This window comes from Deltaproteobacteria bacterium, from assembly GCA_012522415.1.
GTDB lineage: Bacteria > Desulfobacterota > Syntrophia > Syntrophales > JAAYKM01 > JAAYKM01.
On the sequence record JAAYKM010000051.1, the window covers coordinates 13,808 to 32,664 of the forward strand.

Annotated in this window: 13 protein-coding genes; 4 read left to right on the top strand and 9 right to left on the bottom strand. The window is 53.0% G+C overall.

Features of this window, described 5'->3' with window-relative positions; all coding sequences use genetic code 11:
• The first annotated feature begins 111 nt into the window (after positions 1-111).
• The 3 genes from GX147_04885 to atpB are packed head-to-tail and all read left to right on the top strand — an operon-like array spanning position 112 to position 1,387.
• A complete protein-coding gene (locus GX147_04885; protein NLN60036.1) occupies positions 112-366 on the top strand; it encodes an AtpZ/AtpI family protein in 255 nt (84 codons plus the stop codon).
• Positions 326-721 carry an ATP synthase subunit I gene (locus GX147_04890; GenBank protein ID NLN60037.1) on the top strand — a complete coding sequence of 132 codons (396 nt, stop codon included), beginning with the start codon at positions 326-328 and terminating at the stop codon, positions 719-721. Before GX147_04885 ends, GX147_04890 begins: the two co-directional genes overlap by 41 nt.
• Before the next feature lie 3 nt (positions 722-724).
• Positions 725-1,387 (top strand): F0F1 ATP synthase subunit A, encoded by a 663-nt coding sequence (gene atpB, locus GX147_04895; GenBank protein NLN60038.1) that lies wholly within the window; start codon positions 725-727, stop codon positions 1,385-1,387.
• Positions 1,388-1,911: 524 nt separating this feature from the next.
• On the opposite strand, the gene GX147_04900 is transcribed toward atpB, so the two are convergent.
• From GX147_04900 to GX147_04940, 9 genes are all read right to left on the bottom strand, one after another.
• Positions 1,912-2,121, bottom strand: a complete 210-nt coding sequence (locus tag GX147_04900; protein ID NLN60039.1) for a hypothetical protein — start codon at positions 2,119-2,121, stop codon at positions 1,912-1,914.
• 61 nt (positions 2,122-2,182) lie between these two features.
• Entirely contained in the window at positions 2,183-5,632 is a 3,450-nt protein-coding gene (locus GX147_04905) for an FAD-dependent oxidoreductase (GenBank protein NLN60040.1), read from the bottom strand.
• An 8-nt stretch (positions 5,633-5,640) separates the two neighbouring features.
• A complete protein-coding gene (locus tag GX147_04910; protein NLN60041.1) occupies positions 5,641-7,404 on the bottom strand; it encodes an NADH-quinone oxidoreductase subunit NuoF in 1,764 nt (587 codons plus the stop codon).
• Positions 7,401-7,877, bottom strand: coding sequence for an NADH-quinone oxidoreductase subunit NuoE (gene nuoE, locus GX147_04915; protein ID NLN60042.1), 477 nt, complete (start codon positions 7,875-7,877; stop codon positions 7,401-7,403). The genes GX147_04910 and nuoE overlap by 4 nt, the downstream gene beginning before the upstream one ends.
• Positions 7,878-8,271: 394 nt before the next feature.
• Positions 8,272-10,194, bottom strand: a complete 1,923-nt coding sequence (locus GX147_04920; protein ID NLN60043.1) for a (Fe-S)-binding protein — start codon at positions 10,192-10,194, stop codon at positions 8,272-8,274.
• 148 nt (positions 10,195-10,342) lie between these two features.
• Positions 10,343-11,746, bottom strand: a complete 1,404-nt coding sequence (locus GX147_04925; protein NLN60044.1) for a 4Fe-4S dicluster domain-containing protein — start codon at positions 11,744-11,746, stop codon at positions 10,343-10,345.
• A gap of 81 nt (positions 11,747-11,827) precedes the next feature.
• Positions 11,828-12,646 (bottom strand): electron transfer flavoprotein subunit beta/FixA family protein, encoded by an 819-nt coding sequence (locus tag GX147_04930; GenBank protein ID NLN60045.1) that lies wholly within the window; start codon positions 12,644-12,646, stop codon positions 11,828-11,830.
• 240 nt (positions 12,647-12,886) lie between these two features.
• Positions 12,887-15,298 (bottom strand): phosphoenolpyruvate synthase, encoded by a 2,412-nt coding sequence (ppsA, locus tag GX147_04935; protein ID NLN60046.1) that lies wholly within the window; start codon positions 15,296-15,298, stop codon positions 12,887-12,889.
• Between the two features lie 138 nt (positions 15,299-15,436).
• Positions 15,437-16,291, bottom strand: coding sequence for a L,D-transpeptidase (locus GX147_04940; protein ID NLN60047.1), 855 nt, complete (start codon positions 16,289-16,291; stop codon positions 15,437-15,439).
• Positions 16,292-16,735: 444 nt separating this feature from the next.
• On the opposite strand from GX147_04940, the gene GX147_04945 reads away from it, so the two are divergent.
• Positions 16,736-18,850 carry a glutamine synthetase type III gene (locus GX147_04945; protein NLN60048.1) on the top strand — a complete coding sequence of 705 codons (2,115 nt, stop codon included), beginning with the start codon at positions 16,736-16,738 and terminating at the stop codon, positions 18,848-18,850.
• Positions 18,851-18,857: the final 7 nt, after the last annotated feature.

An 18,857-nucleotide genomic window follows, 5' to 3' on the forward strand; every position in this document is an offset into this window, starting at 1 on the left:
TGGTCATACCAAAGGTAACCCCATGTGTCCGGTGAGGAATTTTGTTTGACTTGACCTTGTTTTCATGTTATTAGCCCCACGCTGATGGATAAGGAGACAAAGAAATCTCTCATGCAGATGACCTACGCAAGTACCGTGGGCATCTTCATGGCTATCGTGATCTTTGGCGGCGTTTATTTAGGCAGCTACCTGGATCGCAAGTTTGGAACCGCCCCTTATTTCACCATTCTTTTGCTTATCCTGGGTGTGTTTGTCGGATTTCGCAATGTCTATCTTTTAATTAAAAAAATTAAGGATGATACACCCTTCATAAAGGGTATAAAAAGTGAACCCCATAGAAAAAGACCCCCTCCAGCGAAAAATTGAGATCTTCAACTGGATCCTGTTGGGGATGTTTCTCCTTATCAGTCTTCTTTTCCTGTCTCCTCGTTTCGCTCTGGGCGTCTTTCTGGGTGGTCTGATCAGTATCATCAATTTCTACTGGCTTTACAAAAACATGAAGGATGTTTTCGCACGGCTCAGCGGTTCGGCCAAGTCGGCGATGATGTTCAAATACTTTATTCGGCTGGCCCTGACGGCCGTGGTTCTTTTTTTCATTGTGACAAGCAATAAAGTGGACATTTTAGGGCTTCTGGTCGGCCTTTCCGTGGTGGTCATCAACCTGGTGCTGACGGCGATCATGACCCTGTCAAAAAAAAACTGTCTGGAGGAGGTTAAATAAACAATGCATCCCCTGTCTTTTCTGGAACTTGCATTCCCCGGTATGCCCACCCATGTGACCTACACATGGTTGATCATGATCGGACTGGTGATTCTGTCCTTCCTTGCAACCCGGCGCCTGAACATCAATCCGGGCGGCGTTCAGAACGTCATGGAAGTGATTATCGACGCCATGTACAAACTGCTGCTCGACACCATGGGCGAGCACGGCAAGAAGTTCTTCCCCTTGATCGCGACGATCGGTCTTTTTATTTTGACCTCGAATCTCCTGGGTCTTATTCCGGGCTTCGAATCACCCACGGGCAATCTGAACACCAACCTCTGCATGGCCCTGGTCGTCTTTTTCCTGACGCATATCGTAGGCGTCAAGATCCATGGCTGGAAATATCTGAAACAGTTTGTCGGCCCCAGTCCCTGGCTTGCGCCTCTGATTCTCCCCATCGAACTCGTCGGGCATCTGGCCCGTCCCGTTTCCCTGACCTTCCGTCTGTTCGGAAACATCGAGGGGGGACACATCGTTCTGGCCGTTCTGATCATCCTGGTGCCCCTGCTGATCCCCCTGCCGATCTTGGTTCTGAAGCTCCTGATCTGCTTCATCCAAACCTTGGTTTTCATGCTCCTGTCCATGATGTACATTGCAGGGGCAATGGAAGAAGCCCATTCCTGACCCTTTATCGACTTACCGGAGACCGGTCATCACGACCGGTCTCTTTTTTGTACGGATGGAAAAGAACAGAATTTATACCCGGATATCCAATAGAATTTATACGCCTGTATACGGGGTCATTTCGACCGCAGGGAGAAACCTTGCTTCTCTCTGAATCCGTTTATCCCGGTCGGGAGGAGATGACTTCTCCTTGATATTCTTAACCCAATCCGTCAATCTGATTCATAATTTCTTGTTGGCAACCTTCTCGGAGCCTCTTACTCTATATCCCGCCTGCATAGGGGGCATTTCTACTTACCGCAATGAAATTAAGCGGATACGTATCGTTCCATGGATATGCTTGAAGCCGACATATTATACGGATCCCCATAATACACCACAACAAATGAACACCATGGTATAAGTTATTGAATATATGGCTTTATACAATGGTTTAGCCGCAATATTTGAAGGCGTGTTATGCGGATCGGTCACGTCAAGTAATGCTTGCAATTTCGGGTAACGAGTCCATCTACATCTTCCGATTACGCTGCCTTTCGTAGTGCTGCCCGTTGCTCTTCTATGAGCGACGGTTTCACATAACATCTTTCTGTCGACCAGTCCTCGCCATATTCAATCAGGTAGGCGCTGACAAGGCGAAGATAACTATCCATGCCGGGGAAGATGCCCGCAACCCGGGACCGTCGCCGAATCTCCCGATGGAGGCGTTCGATGATGTTGACGGAGTGAAACAAGAAAGCCCCCCGGTAGTTTATTACGACCGGGGGGCTTTCTAATTCAGATATTAAACCCTTCTTACAATTCAAGTTGCTCGAATTCCCAGTTCACCTGGGCACTCAGATAATCGGCCCCGTTCGTATAACGGATCTCCCCATCCGCAAGGGGGGCGGGACGAACCACACCCTGTTTGGCCGTCCTCAGACTGATGAAACGGGCACGAAGCGCCATTCTCAGTTTTTCCGTCTTACCGACTTCGGGAATCCTGTCGAATATGGTTGGATAATCCGCCTTCAGAACCTGGGCAAAGCGGTTCAGGCGACGTTCACCGGACAAAAATGTCCCGGCCCTTTCCCCGGAAACCTTTAGGGGGAGTATCAGGTCCGCTTTTTCCACGGTCGGCGTCAGGAACGCGTCAGCCACCACGATGAAATCCGCTTTACCGACAACTTCATCTGCAACTTTCCCGCTCACCGCACAGCCGACGGGATCCTCTCCCAGGATGAACAAGCCTCTTCGGGCCGCTATATCCTCGGCAAAGCCCATTTCCAGAAGACCCTGGGCGTTTGGCGTCAAAGGCAGGCCGAGAACCGGACAACCCTTTAACACCGCAAGATTCGCCGCCCACCGTGCCGTGTTGCCCCCAGCCCTGCCGGAAATGACGATAACAGGATTTTGTGCCCCGTTCAGGGCCGACAGCAGATCGTCATCCTCTTCGCAGGCGGCCACCTTGAGTCCTTTGAACAGCCCCTTCGTCTCCGCAGTCTTGACGGATTTCGCAACCGTTTTACAGACACCGGCCAGTGTCGCCGCGGGCGAATGGCTGACGTCGAAGATGTCGAAAGCATGATGCAGCGTCCTCGGGGCTTCCATCCCCAGACCATACAGGGTAGCGCCGTTCTTTTTCGCGCCGCGGATTTTGACACCGAGAACCGTCATCATGTCTTCATCGTCGAAACCAACCGCAAGAACCATGTCGGCCGCATCCACCACATTATAACTCCAGGGTGAGCCGACCGTGCCAAACGTTTCGTTGATCGCCTCACCAACCTTGAGGGAGTCGGAGGAGAAAGAGGATTTCAACCCTTCCGGCATGTTTTTATCAACGAAGACATCGAGCTGAGCCAACTCCTCCAAGGTCAGCCGACCTCCCGCATATATCCCCCAGTCTTTACCCGGTATGCGGCCCACACTACCCACAAGAATTTTGTGTGCTTCCGTCCAGGAGATGGGTTTCAGGATATCCCCGTCCCGTTTCATCGGTTCCGTAATCCGGGGCAGGTTGTTTATATAGCGGGTACCGTAACGCCCGTACCTGCACAGGAGACCGTTATTCGGATCGCGTTCCGGTGCCTTCACAGAGACAAGGCGGCCGTTCACCGTGGCCAGATTGAGATGACAACCGAATCCCCCGAAGGTGCAGACACCCGGCATCTCGATCGCATCCTCCGGGACCGTCTTGGTACCGGGGAACCTTTCATCGAGCGATCCCGTGGGGCAGTTCTGTACACAGGTACCGCAAGACTCGCAGTCCGTCTCCTGCAAGGCGACCCCGAACGAAGGCTGAACCGTCGTCACGTAACCGCGGTCGACGAAACCCCAGGCTCCAACATGCCTCAGTTCATCGCAAGCCCGTACACAGGCACCGCACAGGATGCATTTGTTCTGATCTTTCATAATGAAAGGATGCCTCAAGTCCGGTTCGAATCGAATTTCTCCTTTCGTTTTCAGCGCTGTCGGTTCCGCGTCGACGACCTTGCCGATCTGCCGCAGTTCGCAGTCATACTGGGAGAAACACCCGCATTCCAGGCATCGACCGGCTTCCCGGCGCAATTCCCCTTCAGCAAAACCCAGCTCGCATTCCTTGAAATCCTTGATACGCTCTTTGGGATCAACCATGGGCATCTCGGCACGCGGTTCAGCAGGATAACGGTTCTTCCACTCCTCTTCGAGCGGTCTGAGATCTCCCAAGGATTTTCCGCGCTGAACCGAGTAGACGCCGGGAATGGGCGTCAAATCCCGTCCTTTCAAAAAACGGTTGATCTGGGTGGCCGCATTGCGCCCGTCGGCGATACTCTCGACCACCGTGCAGGGGCCCCTCATGGCATCACCGCCGGCGAACACCTCCGGAATATCCGTCTGGAAAGTGTCCTCATTGACCACAAAGGTCGACCATCTGGTCGTCCGGACCTCGCAATCGGCGCCGATACAGGCGACATCCGGTTCCTGGCCGATCGCCATGATGATCGTATCCGCCTGGAGCATGAATTCCGACCCCTCGATGACGACCGGGCTGCGCCGGCCCGATGCATCGGGTTCACCCAGTTCCATGCGAACGGATTCAATGGATTCCATTCTCTTCTTCCCGTGAATCCTAACCGGATTGGTGAGAAAGTGAAAGCGCACGCCTTCCTCTTCCGCATCGTGCACTTCAATGGGATCGGCCGGCATTTCCGCACGGCTTCTCCGATAAACGATATAGCAGTTTTTCGCACCCAGACGCAGAGACGTCCGAACGGCATCGATAGCCGTATTTCCACCGCCCACGACCACCACCGTTTCGCCTAGGTCAAATTGCTTGCCGAGTTTCACATCCCGCAGAAAGTCGATCCCCTGATAGACCCCTTCGAGTTCCTCGCCGGGAATTCCCATGGACTTGCTTACATGGGCGCCGACGGCCAGGAAGACCGCATCAAAGGATCGCCGCAGACCATCGATTGTCACATCCTTGCCCAATTCCGTGTTGTAGATGAATTCCACGCCCAGAGACTCGATTTCCGCGATTTCCGCATCCAGCTCATTTTGGGGCAGGCGGTAATCGGGGATGCCGTACCGGGTCATGCCGCCCGCTTTCGGCAGTTTTTCGATGATCATGCACTGATGTCCCTGCTGGGCCAGGTAATAGGCACAGGACATCCCGGCCGGCCCGGCGCCGACGATGGCCACGGTCTTACCGCTTGACGGAGCGACCGGTGGGTTGTAGCGGGTACCCCTTTCGAAATTCCTGTCCGAGATGAATCGCTTGATGGACTTGATCGAAACCGTTTCATCCACCAGATTGCGGCGGCATTCCTTCTGACATGGAGCGGGACAGACCCGGCCCAGGATACCGGGAAAGGGGACCTTCTCCTTGATGAGCTTTTCCGCGTCGTGGTATTCGCCGTTGGCGGCCAGTCCCACATAACCCTGGATATCAATGCCCGCTGGACAGGTCATGTTGCACGGGGCCACACAATCCGCAAAATGATTGGAAAAGAGCAGTTCTATGTCGAGTTTTCGAAGACTCTGGATCAGTTCGGTCTCCGTATTGATTGTGATACCGTCAAAAACCGGCGCCGCACAGGCCACCACGGGATATCTCGCGTTTTTCTGTTCGACAAGACAGACCCGGCAGCTTCCGAAAGGGTCGATCTGAGCGCGCTCACAGAGAACGGGAATGCCGATTCCGTTTCGTTTGGCCACTTCGCGAATGGTTTCACCTTGTCTCGCTTCATATTCTCTACCGTTTATTCTAACTTTGATCGCCATAATTCCTCCTATTCGACAATGATCGCGTCGAATTTACATGCGTCCTTGCAGAAGCCACAACGGGTGCATAATTCATCGTCGATTTGGTGAACCTGCTTGCGTTCACCGGTTGCGGCACCGACGGGACACGTCTTCGCACAGAGTGTGCAGCCAGTACATTTATCGGCCACCACCCGGTAAGTGATCAGGGCCTTGCATTTTTTGGCCGGGCATTTCTTCTCGCGGATATGGGCTTCGTATTCGTCCCGGAAATAACGCAGTGTGGTCAGAACCGGGTTCGGAGCGGTCTGACCCAGACCGCAGAGCGATCCCTTGATGATGGCGTCACAGAGCTTCTGAAGCAGGGGGATATCCTCCTCAGTGCCCTCTCCCGCTGTAATCCTCTCGAGGATTTCAAGCATCCGTTTTGTACCGACGCGACAGAAGGTGCATTTGCCGCAGGACTCCTCGACCGTAAAGGAGAGGAAATAACGGGCAATGTCGACCATGCAGGTGCCCTGATCCATAAAGACCATACCGCCAGAACCGACAATGGCCCCGGTCGCGGTAATATTTTCGTAATCGATCGGCGTATCATGAAGATGAGAGGGAATACATCCGCCCGAAGGCCCGCCCATCTGGACGGCCTTGCACTTGCCGTTGTTGATGATGCCGCCGCCGATATCGTTGACGATTTCGTTGATGGTTATCCCCATCGGCACCTCAATCATTCCCCCGCGATTGATCTTGCCGGCGAGAGCGAACACCTTGGTTCCCTTCGACATGTCTGTGCCGTACTTGGAAAAGGCGGCTCCCCCCTCCCTGATGATGTAGGGGATGTTGGCGTAAGTTTCGACGTTGTTGTTGTTCGTGGGTTTCCCCCAGATACCCTGCGTCGCCGGGAAAGGTGGGCGGGTGCGGGGCATGCCCCGTTTCCCTTCGATGGACGCGATCAGGGCCGTTTCCTCCCCGCAGCCAAACGCGCCGGCTCCCTCGATGACATGGAGGGTAAAGCTGAAGTCGGTGCCCAAAATATTTTTCCCCGAATAGCCTCTCGCCTCCGCCTGATTGATGGCCAGGCGAAGCCTCTTCACAGCCAGCGGATATTCGGCTCTGACGTAGAAGAACCCAACCTGGGCGCCCACCGCATAGGCACCGATGGTCATCCCCTCGATCACGCCGTGGGGATCGCCTTCCAGGGTGGAGCGGTCCATAAAGGCACCGGGGTCCCCTTCATCGCCGTTGCAGATCATATATTTTTCCTCGCCCGGGGCATCCTTTGCGAACTGCCATTTCATTCCGCAGGAAAAACCTGCTCCTCCACGCCCCCGGAGTCCGGAAGCACGAACCTGATCGATAACATCCTGACGGTCCATGGTCTTCAAAACTTTCTCCAGGGCCCGGTAACCACCGGCCGCAACGTAGTCATCGACGTTTTCCGGATCGATGACACCGATATTCTTGGTGGCCAACTTGACCTGCTTGTCCTGATAGGATGATTGCGTCGTCGGGTGATCGGGGTGAAGGATGATCCAGTCTTCAAGGTGTGTCCCTTTAGCCAGAGCATCAATGAATTTTTGAACCTTGTCAGCCGTCAGATTACCATAGGTGTATACTTTCTCTTCCTCGATCACATCGATAATCGGTTCCAGATAGCACATACCGTTACAGCCTGTTTTCCTGATCTCAAAATCACTGTTCCCGTCAAGCAATTCATGTAGCTTGTTCAGGGTTTCTTCCGCTCCTGCGGCAATCCCGCAGGAATTGTATCCAATACGGAGGATTTTCATCATTCAGCCTCCTTCTTCTTGTACTCTTTCATAACTTTGCGAACCTTGTCCGTGGAGAGTTTCCCATAGACTTTTTCCCCAACCATGATGACGGGGGCCAGGCTACAGCATCCCAGACAAGCCACCGACTCGACGGTAAACAGCATATCCGGCGTCGTCTCTCCCGACTTGACATTCAGCGCACCCTCAATGGCTTCGGTAAGGCCGTCGGCATTCTGAACATGACAGGCCGTCCCATGACAGACACGAACCAGGTTTTTTCCGACGGGCGTCAGGCGGAATTGGGCGTAAAAAGTGACAATTCCATAAATGCTGGCGGTTGAAACTCCCATACTTCTGGCAACACGTTCCAGAGCTTCCTTTTCCAGGTAGCCCTTGTGCGCCTGAACCTGCTGAAGCACGGTGATGAGCGTTCCCTTATGGCCCCTGTAACGCTCCAGTACCTCATCGACATAACTAAAATCCAGTTGTTCCATTTTCAACTCCTTGGAAGAAGACTCAACGCCACCGTGAAACCCGACACGGAGAAGCAGAGACCCGTACGGAACGGGTATCCGCCTTTACCTGAACGAAGGCGTTTTCTCGAAGACGCTTATCAAACGATTACGGTGGAAAGTCGCCTAACCACCATAGGCCGGGGGGAGAAACTTGAATTGGGTACCACCCGACATTCTATGTATAAAAGGGCATTCAGCGATCATGGCGGACAGTTACCTGTGTTTTCAATGATGAGAATACCTTTCAATCGCGGCGACATATACTAAAAAGGCGGGTGAAGGTCAAGGAGAAAAAACGGAACGGGAGAGGCAAAATGGACGTCTCTTCCACACCTAAGGTCCTGTATTTTCGGCTGTTTTATCAGGGGCTATGCTATACCAGACGCTCCGCCACAATCTCCGCAATATCCTTTACGACAATCTGTCCGGAAGCATTTTCGTCCTTCAGTCCGTCCTCAAACATGGTCATACAGTACGGACACGCCACACTGATCACTTCCGCATCCGTTGCCAGGGCATCTTTTGTCCGTTCGACATAAATTCGGCTTCCCTGATTTTCCTCGAGCCACATGCGGCCGCCGCCTGCGCCACAACAGAAACTCTCCGAACCGTGGCGGCTCATTTCTACAGGCGCCTTTCCGCCGCAGACCCTGGCGATGATCGCTCTCGGCTCCTTGTAGATATTGTTATAACGTCCGAGATAGCATGGATCATGGTACGTGACGCGCATCCCCGTTTCCCCTTTCAGTTTGAGTACGCCGCTCTGCAGGAGCTTGTGAATGAGTTGGGAATGGTGGATCACCTCGAAATCGACGCCGTACTGCCCGTAATCGTTTTTCAATGTACTGAAACAATGAGGACAGTAGGTGATGATTTTTTTGATCCCGTACTTTTTGAAGATTTCTATATTGTCCCTCACCAGGATATCGAAAACATATTCGTTCCCCAGTCTCCGCAGAGAATCGCCACAGCATTTCTCCTCATTACCCAGCACACCCCAGGAAAGACGGGCGGCGTTGAGGATCTTCGCCACAGCCGTCGTCACCATCCTGCCCCTTGGATCAAAGGATCCCGAACAGCCCACATAGAAGAGATACTCGACTTGGGCGCCATGTGAAAGGATCTTGATGTCCCGGTCATGGACCCACTTTTCCCGTTCATTCGGTGCGATTCCCCAGGGATTGAATCGCTGTTCCGAATTTTCGAAAAAAGCGATCAATTCTTCCGGGAAGGCAGCCTTTTCCACAACCAGATGACGCCGGAGCCCAATCAGTTTCGGTACATGTTCGATAAAAACAGGACACTGCTGCATGCAGGCCCCGCATGTCGTACAGGACCAGATGGCATCAACCGAAATGCTTTCGTCACGCGTATTGATAAGCGGAACAGCCATCTCGGCCGAATCGGGAGCGGAAACAAGCGTGTCCGGGGGTCTGGAAGCAAGCAGAATCCGGCCATTGGCCAAGAGATTGAGTTTTCCCTCATGAACAACCTCCTTGGGATTCAGGGGTTTGTGCGTGTTATGGGCGGGGCAGGCCGCCTGGCACCGGCCGCACTCCGTGCAGGACAGGAAATCCAGCAGGTCCTTCCATGAATATTGGACTATCTTTGAAACGCCAAAGCGTTCCCCGCGACGAAAGATCATCCGGGGAACGGTATTTACAAATGAGGCATTCCTGAAAAAGATATTCGGTATCGCCGTCAGGATATGCAAATGTTTGCTGTAGGGCAGATAATTGAGGAAAAACAAGAGTACCAGGGCATGAGTCCACCAGAATATCCGTCCCAGGGCATGGCCCCCTTCCTGGGTCAGTCCCCGGAAGAGAGGCGCCAGGAGAGAAGAAACCGGCATGGTCCAGCGGGAAATCGCTTTTCCGTTCAACCGGATTTCGCTGGCATGATAACCGAAGTAGGCAACTATTAGAACGGCAACCAGACCCAAAATCACAAAGGCATCCACTGTCTGGTCGATATAGGCGGGACGGAAGAACATCCGCCGAATAACGGCGTTGAAAACGCATACCAGCACCACAACCGACATGATATCGGCCATGAAGAGCATGGCCCCATAGGGGATATCTCCCAAAAACCAGAAGGAGAAGCGGGGGAAGACACCTGAGACCAGAAACTCCACATTCATCAGAAGGAGAAACATGAAACCCCAGAACAGAAGCAGGTGGTTCACGCCGAATCCTTCACTTACAACACGAACCTGGGCGAAGCCATACACCAGCATACCCCGGAATCGCGACCAGAGACGATCAAAACGATTCTCACTCCGCCCGAGGCAGATCATGGCAAAGAGGCGGTACAGGTTGCGCAAAAAGAAACCCACCGCACCGACAAGAATGAACAGGAACAACAAGGATTCGACGGAACTCAAGGGAACTCCTTTCTATTTACCGGTAAAGCCTCATGACGATTTTCACGACACCTTTTGTCTTCTACGGACCTGTAACCTGTCCGGGCTGTTTTTCCAGATCCAGCCAGAACAGATTCGAGATGTCCGATGAGACCGGGTGTGCCCAGCTCGTGTGCAATTTATCGATCAGAGCGGGGAGGATTTCGAAAACATCCCCGACGATGCCCAAATGGGCAACCTGAAAGATCGGCGCATTGCGGTCTGTGTTTATCGCAATGATATGCTCCGAATCCTGCATCCCAACCAGGTGTTGAATCGCCCCGGAAATCGCGCAGGCAATGTAGAGTTTGGGACGAACGGTTTTCCCCGTCTGGCCGACTTGACGTTCATGGGGCATCCAGCCGGCATCCACAGCGCTGCGCGAAGAGGCCACCACACCCCCCAGAAGATCTGCCAGATCGTACAGTATCTTGAAATTCTCCGCGTTCTGAAAACCCCGGCCACCGCTGACAATCACATTGGCCACCGAAATATCGATGGCGCCCTCAGTTTTCAGGGGAATGATCTCCAGCACGGCGCTGTTCAGAAGATCGGTCTGCAACCCGAAGGGTTCCGTCATGACAGGCCCCGTTCGACCGGGGTGTACATCCGGCTTCGGCATCACGTGGGGACGGACGGAAGCCATCTGGGGGCGTGCCGTTTCCGTTAGAATCGTCGCCATGATGTTGCCCCCGAATGCTGGGCGCGTCTGCTCCAGAAGCCGGCGGCTCTTGTCGATCGCCAGACCCGTACAGTCCGCGGTCAGTCCCGTCTGCAACTCCGTGGCAATGGCTCCCGCCAGATCACGCCCCAACCCCGTTGCCCCAATCAATATCACTTCCGGTTTGTATTTCCGAATCAGGGTCAAGGCCCCGTGCAGATAGGGCTCCGTACGATAGTGTTCCAGAAGCGGATCCTCTGTCATAAAAACAACGTCGGCCCCGTACGCAAAAGCCTCATCCGCCAGATGTTTGATGTTCGAACCGAGAACGAACGCAGACAATTGGACCTGCAAGTCCCTGGCAAGGGTCCGACCCGCGCCGAGAAGTTCCCAGGACACCGAATGGGCCTTGCCTTCGGCCTGTTCCACAAACACCCAGACACCTCTCCAGGCATCGAGAGACGATTCCGTTTTCTCCGTCATCGATGCCGAGGCATCCTCGTCTTCAACCGGCTCACTGTGCTCAGCACTCCCCTTGTCGAGTTCTTCCAGCAACCTCTGCTCCTCCGGAGTAAAAGCCATCCGAAGCGCCTCCGCCGGGCAAACCTTGACACATTTCGCGCAGCCGATACACTTGTCCGTCAGAATGATGGGCTCATCCTTTTCGTTCATTTCTATGGCATCCACCTTGCAGGCCGCTTGGCAGCGGGCTCCGCATGCAATACACTTTCCGGGGATCAATTCAGCCTTGCCGCGGGGTCTCTTGACTTTTTTTTCCATCGTCACTCCTAAAAAATCGGCCCATGAGGGGACATAGGCAGGATTTGCAAACCGGCAAATCCATGTTCAACAGTTCTCTTCGCTCCGTCAGTGCCCCAACGATATGAAATCCCAGTCCAGAAGCTTTTTGAAAACCATGTCCACCGCCCTGTCCATCTTTTCTCCCTCCCCATCGACGATCTCACCCTTGTCCCGCTGCGGGGCAAAAATCTTGCGCACCTGTGTCGGGGATCCTCTCAAGCCGATCATATCCGGATCCAGTTTCAGAACGTCATTCGTCCAGATCGGCACTTTTGCTTCCAGCGCCTCCAGACGCCCCGGGACCGTTGGGTAACGGGGCACATTCACTTCGCGAACCACCGTAATCAATACAGGCAGCCTCGACTCGACGATCTCGTGCATTTCCTCGAGAACGCGCCGAACAACAATGATCCGTTTTTCCTTGTGAATCTCCAGAATACGGTCCACCAACGTCAGTTGTGAATATTTCAGCCGACACGCAATTCCCGGTCCCACCTGGGCCGTGTCACCGTCGATCGTCTGTTTACCGCATAAAACGATATCCACCGGCTTTTGCCCGTCGAGCCTGCGGATCGCTTCCGACAAAACCAGACTTGTCGCCAATGTATCGGCGCCCCCGAAGGCACGATCACTGAGCAATACGGCATCGTCTACACCAAGGGCCATGGCCTTTTTCAGAACCGCGTCCGCCGCGGGGGGACCCATCGAAATGGCTGTCACGCAGCCGCCATATTTTTCTTTCAAACGCAAGGCCTCTTCCACCGCATGATTGTCAAAAGGATTCGTAATAAACGGCACCCCTTCGCGGACCAGGGTGTTCGTTACAGGGTCGATGATCACCTGTGTTGTGTCCGGTACCATTTTCACACAGACAACATAATGCATGGTTCTCTCCCGTTCGATTTTATTTTGACGCGACCATCACGGCGTTTCGGCATCATATTCGTACAAACAAATAAATTTTTCAAATACATTTGATGGGGGATGGCACACCGCCGAATTCAATGCGCCGGAGGATTGTTCAAGAGAGGATTTTCCAAGCCGGATCCTTTATTGCCTATGAAAAAGGCCGGGATCGTTCGATCCCGGCCTCCCTCACATCATATGCCTTGCAGCCGATAATTCCTAGGCTTTCCCTAATTTTCGTTCCGCATCCAATATTTCCGCGGTGGTCTTGAGTACCGTATCGGAGTTGAGGGATATGCTGTTGATGCCGTATTCGACCAGAAGTCTCGCCACTTCGGGGTAATCACTGGGTGCCTGACCACAGATACCGATTTTTTTACCGATTTTTCTTGCCTTGCTTATGGCCATCCTGATCAGTTCCTGCACGGCGGCGTCCCGTTCGTCGAAAATGTGGGCCACTTCTGCGGAATCACGGTCCAACCCCAACGTCAGCTGGGTCAGGTCATTGGAGCCAATGGAGAAGCCGTCGAATATTTCCCCGAATTCTTCAAGCATGATCACGTTGCTGGGAATCTCCACCATCATATAAATTTCAAGACCATTCTCGCCCTGGACCAGGCCCCGGTCAGCCATGGTTCGGACAACCTTCCCGGCTTCCGTCAACGTCCGGCAAAAAGGGATCATCAACTTGACATTGGTGAGCCCCATGACGTCCCGCACACGCTTCATGGCATCACATTCCATAAAGAAACCATCTCTATAGCGGTCATCGTAGTAGCGGGAAGCACCCCGGAAACCGATCATCGGGTTTTCCTCGACGGGTTCAAAGAAAGAACCACCGACGAGGTTATAATATTCGTTGCTCTTGAAATCACTCATACGCACGATCACGTCATTCGGGTAGAAGGCGGCACCGATCTTGGCCACCCCTTGCGCCAGACGGTCGATAAAAAACTCTCTCCGGTCCGCATATCCTCTCGTAATTCTGTCAATTTCCGCACGAACAGCTTCGTCCGTCACCTGGTTGAAATTGACGAGGGCCATGGGATGAACACTGATGAAATGGCTGATGATGAACTCCAGGCGAGCCAGACCTATGCCGTCATTTGGTATGGAGGCAAGGGAAAAAGCATTTTCCGGATTGCCGACATTCATCATGATCTTCGTGGATGGGCGCTTGAGCGTGGTGACGTTAACCCGGTTCACATCATATTTCAGAATGCCTTCGTATACCCTTCCCACTTCACCCTCGGCACAGGAAACGGTCACCTCCTTGACATTTTTCAAGACCTCCGTACCGTTTTCCGTACCCACAATACAGGGGACCCCAAGTTCACGGCTTACAATCGCCGCATGGCAGGTTCTGCCTCCCCGATCGGTCACAATGGCTGCGGCGATCTTCATGATGGGCTCCCAGTCAGGATCGGTCATTTCAGTCACCAGGACCTCGCCCGCTTTGAAAGTCTTGATCTCCTTTACCGATTCGATGATGTGCACCGGCCCTGCGCCAATCCTGGAGCCGACACTGGTTCCGAGCAGAATGGGCGTTTTTTCTTCACAGAGAACATAATTTTCGAGGACACTCCCGTCCTTTTGGGATTGCACGGTTTCAGGCCTCGCCTGCAGGATGAAAAGTTCCTGGGTGATACCGTCCTTGCCCCACTCGATATCCATGGGTTTGAAATAACCCGCCTTTTCTGAATAATGTCCTTCAATGATGGCGGTCCATTGGCCCAGTTTCAGGACCTCGTCATCGCTCAGGCAAAAATTGTGGCGATCCTCTTCGGGCACCGGGACAATCTCCGTTGCGCTCTCCTTTTTGGAATCGGAGTAGATCATCTTGATCTCCTTGGTCCCCAGTTTCTTCTGGATAATGGAACGGAAACCTTCCTTCAGGGTCGGTTTAAAGACATAAAATTCATCAGGATTGACGATCCCCTGAACGACGGTCTCCCCCAAACCATAGGAAGCGGTAACCAGAATTGCCTCCTTGAAACCCGATTCGGTGTCGATAGAAAAGATAACCCCCGAGGCCCCCTGATCCGAGCGAACCATCTTTTGTACCCCAATGGATAAAGCGATAGTCAGATGATCGAAACCCTTATCCACCCGGTAGGAAATCGCCCGATCCGTAAACAGGGAAGCGAAACACCTCTTGCACGCATCAATCAGGGCGTCCTCGCCCCGGACGTTCAGGAATGTCTCCTGCTGGCCGGCAAAACTCGCGTCGGGCAGATCCTCCGCCGTGGCGGAACTGCGGACGGCGACATCCGTATCCGGTCCGTACTCTTCACACAGGCGCTTATATCCCTTCAAAACTTCATTACGGAGATCATCGGGAAATTTCGCGCTATAAATCAGGGACCGGATCTGCTCGCCTTTACTTCGCAAATTATCCAGGTCGTGTGTGTCCAGATCCTTCAGAACATTTTTGATTTCCTTGCCGATTCCCGCGGATTCCAGCAGATATCGATAGGCCGCGGCGGTTACGGCAAATCCATCGGGTACGCTCACCCCCTTGGAAGTCAACTCTCTTCTCATCTCGCCGAGGGATGCATTTTTGCCCCCTACCTGTGGAATATCCTTCAATTCTATCTCATCGAACCACAAAATCAGTTGCTCATCCATCATCGGTTTCCTCCTAAGCTGGTTGGAATCGGATCTCCATGCATTTTGGTGATCCCGTGTATCAGTTTTACCCACAACAGTCAACAAAATATCCTCTAAATGGCGGCACCAATTAACAAATTACTCTTTACCTTCAGTGGCTTACATCCTTTGTGAAAAATCCAGACGTACGGGCAGACTCCCGGACACTTCAAGAACAGGTCCGTTCATCATGAACTGTACACCGCCGGCCTCCACCCTGGTTTCCTCACCGTCCATAACCCATTCATACAGTTTTTTCGCGTCATTCAGAACCGGTTCGGCAGGAACCTTGTAGACACGGTTCTGCATTTCTTCATCAAACAGCCCGACGCAACCGTGAGATGCAGGCCGCCCCGGCATATCCCGAGCGTGAATCCAGTATCCCGTATCATCGGGAGAGACATAAAAACGGATGGCATAGTCCATGGGATATTTTGATTTGCCGTCAGCCGTATCATAAAGAGACGATCGATGGTGCCTGTCGAGTGCGTCCACACGGAAAATACCGGGAGGCGTTTCATGTTTCGCCTTTCCTGTAACGGCGGGCATGGAAAACTTCTGTTTCCCGTATTCGTATGCCCCGATCCACTGTTCCGTCACATCAATAAGGATGTATTTTCGAAAGGGCTTCGCTTTTCCGTACATTTCCGGCAGCGGTGTGTAATGTTCAATGTCTTCGAGATTGAGAGGCACCTTGATGGTCATGCCCGGATAGGCGTGACGGCGGTCAAGGCGGTTGAAACGGGCCACCCAAACCCATCGGTTACCAAAGAGCCGCTCCAGGCTTTCGTCGGGGAGGATGAAATGGGGACGCCAGGGGATATTCTTCAAACTCGGATAAACAATGCGTCCCAGGTCTTCCATGGCCGAATCCTCGGGAAGCGGGCCGGGAAGAGAGATAAGCCGCGGGTTGTATGCAATGATGACGCACATGAGGAGGATAGCCAGGGTCAAACGAACGGACAATTGTGGCATGCTTATCTTTCAACAGAAATTTTGTTGAGCTTATACCATTTCCCCTCCCCGGATTCAATGGTTTTGGCATGATGTGCCTGCCGATCTGCCCTTACAAAACAGGCCGTCAGCCCCCGATCATGACGACCTGCAACGAATGAAGGGATACCTGCCGAATTTTGGCGACGCCTACCCGTCGTTTCAGACCCGACAACGGTCAGCACACGCCGGGGCACCGAAAAACAAGGCAAGGGGAGATCACAAGAATTTTTGGCAATTGATCCCACATGGGCATCCATGATAGAGGTGCCGTATGGGTTAAAAGATATGTTATGAATTGACTGGAAACGAAAACAAAACAGGCGGAATATCTGTCGAAAAAATACCTTGAATTTGATAGGTGCCTCTCCGGTCGGCATCGGACGCATCCCACGGAAGATCAGGAGGATTGAAGAGGATAAAATTATGACTAAAAGCAATAACGGCGAAGGCTCCCTGCACGAGATCTTTGGTTCCAGTGTGTTCAGTGACGCCATCATGAAGGAGCACTTGCCGAAACCAACCTACCAGGCCCTGAAAAAAACGATCGATGAAGGACTTGATCTCGATCCTGCCGTGGCGGATGTTGTGGCCATCGCCATGATGGGTTGGGCCATCGAAAAGGGAGCGACCCATTTTACCCACTGGTTTCAGCCCATGACCGGCATCACGGCAGAGAAACACGACGCCTTTATCTCGCCAACCCCCGAAGGCAAGGTAATCCTGGAGTTCTCCGGGAAGGAACTGATCAAGGGTGAACCGGACGCCTCTTCCTTCCCCTCCGGCGGGATGCGGGCCACTTTTGAAGCCCGGGGCTACACCGCCTGGGATTGTACATCCCCCGCTTTCGTCAAAGATGGAAGTCTCTGTATTCCGACTGCTTTTTGTTCCTACACCGGAGAAGCTTTGGACAAAAAAACCCCCTTGCTGCGTTCCATGGAAGCCCTTTCCAAACAGGCTCTTCGCGTCTTGAAACTCTTCGACAACAAAAGCGCCTCCAAAGTCATCACCACGGTCGGACCGGAACAGGAATATTTTCTGATCGACAAACGAATGTACGACCTGAGAAAGGATCTGATTTTCACGGGAAGAACGCTTTTCGGCGCCAAGCCGCCAAAGGGTCAGGAAATGGGAGATCATTACTTCGGCAGCCTGAAGGAACGCATCTCCGCTTTCATGAAGGAGCTGGATCAGGAACTCTGGAAACTCGGTGTCGCCGCCAAAACAAAACACAACGAGGTTGCACCGGCACAACATGAGCTGGCGCCAATTTTTACCACCGCCAATATCGCGACGGACCACAATCAGCTTACCATGGAAATGATGAAGAAAATCGCGTTAAGGCACGGCCTGGTCTGTCTGTTGCACGAGAAACCGTTTGCCGGCGTGAACGGCTCGGGGAAACACGTCAACTGGTCCATGGCGACGGATGACGGCCAGAATCTGCTCGAGCCCGGATATACACCGCATGAGAATGCCCAATTCCTTGTGTATTTGTGCGCCGTGATCAAGGGCGTTGATGAATATGCCGACTTGCTCCGGGCCTCGGCCGCGACGGCGGGCAATGAGCACCGCCTCGGAACCCATGAAGCACCACCTGCCATTGTCTCGGTCTATCTGGGAAAACAATTGACCGATATTCTGGAACAGATCGCGGGTGGCGGAACGACCAACTCCAGCCAGGATGGCCTGTTGAAAATCGGAGTCACGACCCTGCCGGATTTACCGAAGGATTCCACGGACAGAAACCGAACCTCCCCTTTTGCTTTTACAGGGAACAAATTTGAATTCAGAATGGTGGGATCCTCGGCGTCCACAGCGACGGCCAGCTTCGTCCTGAACACCATTGTGGCGGATATGCTTAAACAGATTGCGGACCGCCTGGAACAGGCCAAGGATTTTCAGGACGAGGTCCAGAAACTGCTGCAGGAAATCGTAAAAAACCACAAAAAGATCATTTTCAACGGCAACAGCGACTCCGACGCCTGGGTTCAAGAAACGAAAAAAAGAGGACTCCCCAACATCACGTCCACTGTGGCGGCCATCCGGACCATGATTTCGGATAAAAACATCGCGCTTTTTGAAGAACACCATATACTGACCCGGCACGAGATAGAATCCCGCTGCGAAATCAACTTTGAAAACTACATGAAGGCCATCAACATCGAGGCCCTGACAATGCTCGAAATGGCAAAGCGGCAAATCCTTCCTGCCGTGATTGAATACACCACCATGCTGGCGGATTCCATCAACACCATTAAAACGACAGGTATCAAGGCCGATATATCGGTGCAGGAAGAATTGTTGACGGAGGTCTCCACCCTGACAGCCACATTCCGAAACGACACCGTCGCCCTCGAAAAGACGCTGGCGCAGGCCGCGGACATATGCGGCGACACCTTCGGTCGGGCCTGTTTTTACCGGGATCAGGTTTTTGTGAAAATGGGAAAACTCAGGGAAACCGGCGATAAACTGGAAACAATGGTGGGTGAGGTTTACTGGCCCCTGCCGACTTACGGCGACCTGCTTTTCAACGTCTGAGGATTGA